We start from the raw sequence: 3,903 nt of genomic DNA on the forward strand, positions 1-3,903 counted from the left end.
AGATGGCGTGGATGGTAATGCGAAAAGGCGCACAATAAATCGGCGCAACGGCGAGAGGGTGTACAAAAAAGTGGCACTACGGCGGCCTGAACAAAAGAAAAATGGTGGGAAGGTTGAAAGAAAACGAAATTCTCGCTCATACTCCCATGACTTACTTCTCTGCTAAGGATATGCATCATGGCTGAAGAAACCATTTTCAGTAAAATTATTCGTCGTGAAGTACCAGCCGATATCGTTTATCAGGACGAGCTGGTCACTGCCTTTCGCGATATTTCACCGAAGGCGCCGACGCACGTGCTGATTGTGCCGAACATTCTGGTGCCGACCGCCAACGACGTCAGCGAAGCGCATGAGCAGGCGATGGGTCGCATGTTCACCGTTGCGGCGAAAATCGCGAAAAAAGAAGGCATTGCCGAAGACGGTTACCGTCTGATCGTCAACTGCAATCAGCATGGCGGGCAGGAAGTTTACCATATTCATATGCACCTGGTCGGCGGGCGCCCGCTGGGGCCGATGCTGAGCTAACCGGATTGCGGAACTTCAACATGCGCGCGTTATTCGCCAGTCTGCCGCTGGTTATGCTTCTTACCGCCTGTAGCAGCGATAAAGCGATGATCGATACGTCGCAGTCGCTGATTATGGAATCCTCTGTGCTTTCCGCAGGCATTCTGACCAGCAAACCGACGATTTCCGAACAGTCAGGGCAACAGCGGGCGGCGAGCGTGCTGGAGAACCAGCAGAGCAAACCGGTGACCGTCCACTATCGTTTTTACTGGTATGACGATAAAGGGCTGGAGATCCAGCCGTTCGAGACGCCGCGCACCGTTGTGGTATTGCCAAATCAGCGGCTTGAGATCAGTTCGCAAATCGGCAATCTGATGGCAAGCAAAGTTCGTCTTTATCTTTATCTGTAAGAGGAAAAAACCGTGTCCAGGCGTTTAAAACTCTCCGGCGTCGTGCTGCTTGCATTTTTTCTGGCGGGTTGTATCAACAACCAGCAGTCTCAACAGCCGCCTGCGCCGGTAGAACCTGTCCAACCTTCGCAGCCGTTGCCGCCGGTGGTGCAGCCGCCGCCGATCACCACTCAGCAGCCGGGCGAAGCGGTGCCGCAGCCGCCAAAACTGAAATCTATCGACTGGGACGCCAGCATTCAGCCGCTGGTGGCGCAGATGCTGAAGGCGCAGGGCATTACTTCAGGCAGCGTGCTGCTGGTGGATCGCATTAAAAACAGCACAAACGGCAGCCTGCAAACCGCGAAGGCGACGGCGGCGCTGCAAAATGCGCTGGCGAACAACAACACCTTTACGCTGGTGACGCCGCAGCAGCTGGCGCAGGCGAAGCAGACGCTCGGCCTGTCGCCGGAAGACAGCCTGACTTCGCGCAGCAAAGCGGTGGGCCTGGCGCGTTACGTCGGCGCGCAGTATGTGCTTTACAGCAACGCTCAGGGCGATATCAAATCTCCTGAGTTGCAGATGCAGCTGATGCTGGTGCAAACCGGGGAGATCATCTGGTCAGGCAATGGCAGCGTACAGCATTGACGCCGCGCTGCAGACGCTGATTGATGCCCAACAACCGGCAGCGAAAGCTGCCGGTTGTTTTTATCATCCCCTTAACGGTCTGACCGGCCTCTCCGGCAAGGTGGTTTGCGGTCGTCGGCAGTGGCTGGCGCGGCGTATTCCTTCCTCCCCGATTCCCTTTATCTCGCGCCAGCGCGAATGGCGTATCCTGCATCGCCTGACGGCAAGCGGGCTGGCGCCGCGCGCATTGGCGATCAACGCGCGCTGGCTACTGCTGGAGTGGCTGCCCGGCGAGACGTTGCCGCCGGATCGCTTTTCCGCATGCCAGCCGGAGCTGGTCACGCTGCTGACGCAGCTGCACCGCCAACCGCTGAGCGGCTACCGCCTGCGACTGTTGCCGTTGCTGCAACACTACTGGCTTCAGTGTCGACACCGTCATCCGCGCTGGCTGCGACAGCTGAAGCGGCTGGCGCGGCGCGGTGAACCGCCGCCGCTGCGGCTGGGACTGCTGCATATGGATATTCATCCCGGCAACCTGTTGACGCAGCCCGCCGGTTTGCGCCTGATTGACTGGGAATACGCCGCTGACGGCGACGTGGCGCTGGAACTGGCGGCCATTATCGACGGCAACGGCCTGAACGCCGCGCAGGGCGATGCGCTGTTGGCCGCTTACGCGCGGGCGAACCGTATCGCTCCCGCCGCGCTGCGGCGTCAGGCGGCGCGCTGGCGCCCCTGGCTGCGGCTGCTGATGGCCAGCTGGTATCAGCTGCGTTGGGAGCAGAGCGGCGATGAAACGCTGCGTCAGCTGGCTATCGACGCCTGGCGACAAATTTAGCGCGCGGGTCCCGCATTCTCGTTATGATGTGCGCCAGTTTTTACAGGAGGAATCATCATGTCGATACCCGGTCCGGTCATGCTGGATGTGACAAGTTACGAGCTGGACGCCGAAGAGCGCGAAATTCTGGCTCACCCGCTGGTGGGCGGGCTGATTTTATTTGCGCGCAATTATCACGATCCCGAACAGCTGCGCGAGCTGGTGCGTCAGATCCGCGCCGCTTCCCATGCGCGGCTGGTGGTGGCGGTCGATCAGGAAGGCGGGCGAGTGCAGCGTTTTCGCGACGGCTTCACCACGCTGCCGGCGATGCAATCTTTTGCCGCGCTGAATGCGCCCGAAGAGGCGGACACGCTGGCGCAGGAGGCGGGCTGGCTGATGGCGTCGGAGATGATTGCGATGGATATCGACATCAGTTTCGCGCCGGTGCTGGACATTGGCCATATCAGCGCGGCGATCGGCGATCGCGCGTTCCATAAAGATCCGCATATCGCGCTGCGCGTGGCGCGTCGCTTTATTGCAGGTATGCACGAAGCCGGGATGAAAACCACCGGCAAGCATTTTCCTGGTCATGGCGCCGTCAGCGCCGACTCCCATAAAGAGACGCCGCGCGATGACCGCGACGCGGCGATCATTCGTCAGCATGATATGGCGATTTTCCAACAGCTGATCGCTGAGCAGGCGCTTGATGCCATTATGCCCGCGCACGTCATTTACACTCAGGTTGACCCGCGCCCCGCCAGCGGCTCTCCCTTCTGGCTGCAGCAGGTGCTGCGCGGCGAGCTGAATTTTAACGGCATTATCTTTTCCGACGACCTGTCGATGGAAGGGGCGGCGATCATGGGCAGCTATGCGCAGCGCGCTCAGGCGTCGCTGGATGCGGGCTGCGATATGATTCTGGTCTGCAACGACCGCAAAGGCGCGGTCAGCGTGCTGGATAACCTGCCGCCGATCAAAGCAGAGCAGGTGAGCCGTCTGTATCATCAGGGATCGTTCAGCCGCCAGCAGCTGCTTGATTCCCCGCGCTGGCAGCGCGCCAGCCAGTCGCTGAGCGCGCTACAGCAACGCTGGCTGGCGCACAAGGCGTCGGGCAACTGATACGGGATGCCCGGCAGGTTAATCAACGGTGAGGATAACCATGATTATTTATCTGCACGGTTTTGATTCCAGTAGTCCGGGCAATCATGAAAAAGTATTGCAGCTGCAATTCATCGATCCTGATGTCCGCCTGCTGAGCTACAGCACGCGCCATCCTAAGCACGACATGCAGCATTTGTTAAAAGAAACCGACAAAATGCTGATGCTGAACGTCGACGAACGACCGCTAATCTGCGGCGTGGGGCTGGGCGGTTACTGGGCGGAGCGCATCGGTTTTCTCTGCGATATCCGCCAGGTGATCATAAACCCTAACCTGTGGCCCAATGAAAATATGGGCGACAAAATCGATCGACCGGAAGAGTATCTCGATATCGCCACCAAGTGCGTCAGCAACTTTCGCGCGAAAAACTGCGATCGCTGCCTGACGCTGCTTTCCCGCCATGACGGCATCCTTGA

Annotated in this window: 6 protein-coding genes; all 6 read left to right on the plus strand. The window is 59.1% G+C overall.

From position 1 onward, the window contains the following. Window positions 1-177: 177 nt before the first annotated feature. Complete coding sequence (gene hinT, locus MYY08_RS13560) at window positions 178-525, plus strand: purine nucleoside phosphoramidase (protein ID WP_038626756.1); 348 nt, start codon at window positions 178-180, stop codon at window positions 523-525. A gap of 20 nt (window positions 526-545) precedes the next feature. Further along, the gene (locus MYY08_RS13565) at window positions 546-914 is read left to right on the plus strand and encodes a YcfL family putative periplasmic lipoprotein (RefSeq protein WP_288014567.1); all 369 of its coding nucleotides are present in this window, start codon (window positions 546-548) and stop codon (window positions 912-914) included. 12 nt (window positions 915-926) lie between these two features. Next, the gene (gene lpoB / locus MYY08_RS13570; protein WP_038626751.1) at window positions 927-1,538 is read left to right on the plus strand and encodes a penicillin-binding protein activator LpoB; all 612 of its coding nucleotides are present in this window, start codon (window positions 927-929) and stop codon (window positions 1,536-1,538) included. Continuing rightward, window positions 1,519-2,352, plus strand: a complete 834-nt coding sequence (gene thiK / locus MYY08_RS13575) for a thiamine kinase (protein ID WP_038626749.1) — start codon at window positions 1,519-1,521, stop codon at window positions 2,350-2,352. Before lpoB ends, thiK begins: the two co-directional genes overlap by 20 nt. Before the next feature lie 57 nt (window positions 2,353-2,409). After that, window positions 2,410-3,447: a beta-N-acetylhexosaminidase gene (gene nagZ, locus MYY08_RS13580; protein ID WP_190296729.1), complete on the plus strand. Its 1,038-nt coding sequence runs from the start codon at window positions 2,410-2,412 to the stop codon at window positions 3,445-3,447. A 40-nt stretch (window positions 3,448-3,487) separates the two neighbouring features. Next, on the plus strand, window positions 3,488-3,903 hold a 416-nt coding region (ycfP, locus tag MYY08_RS13585), incomplete at its 3' end, for an alpha/beta hydrolase YcfP (protein ID WP_288014570.1).

The sequence above is a fragment of the Mixta sp. genome, from assembly GCF_024610815.1.
Taxonomy (GTDB): domain Bacteria; phylum Pseudomonadota; class Gammaproteobacteria; order Enterobacterales; family Enterobacteriaceae; genus Mixta; species Mixta calida.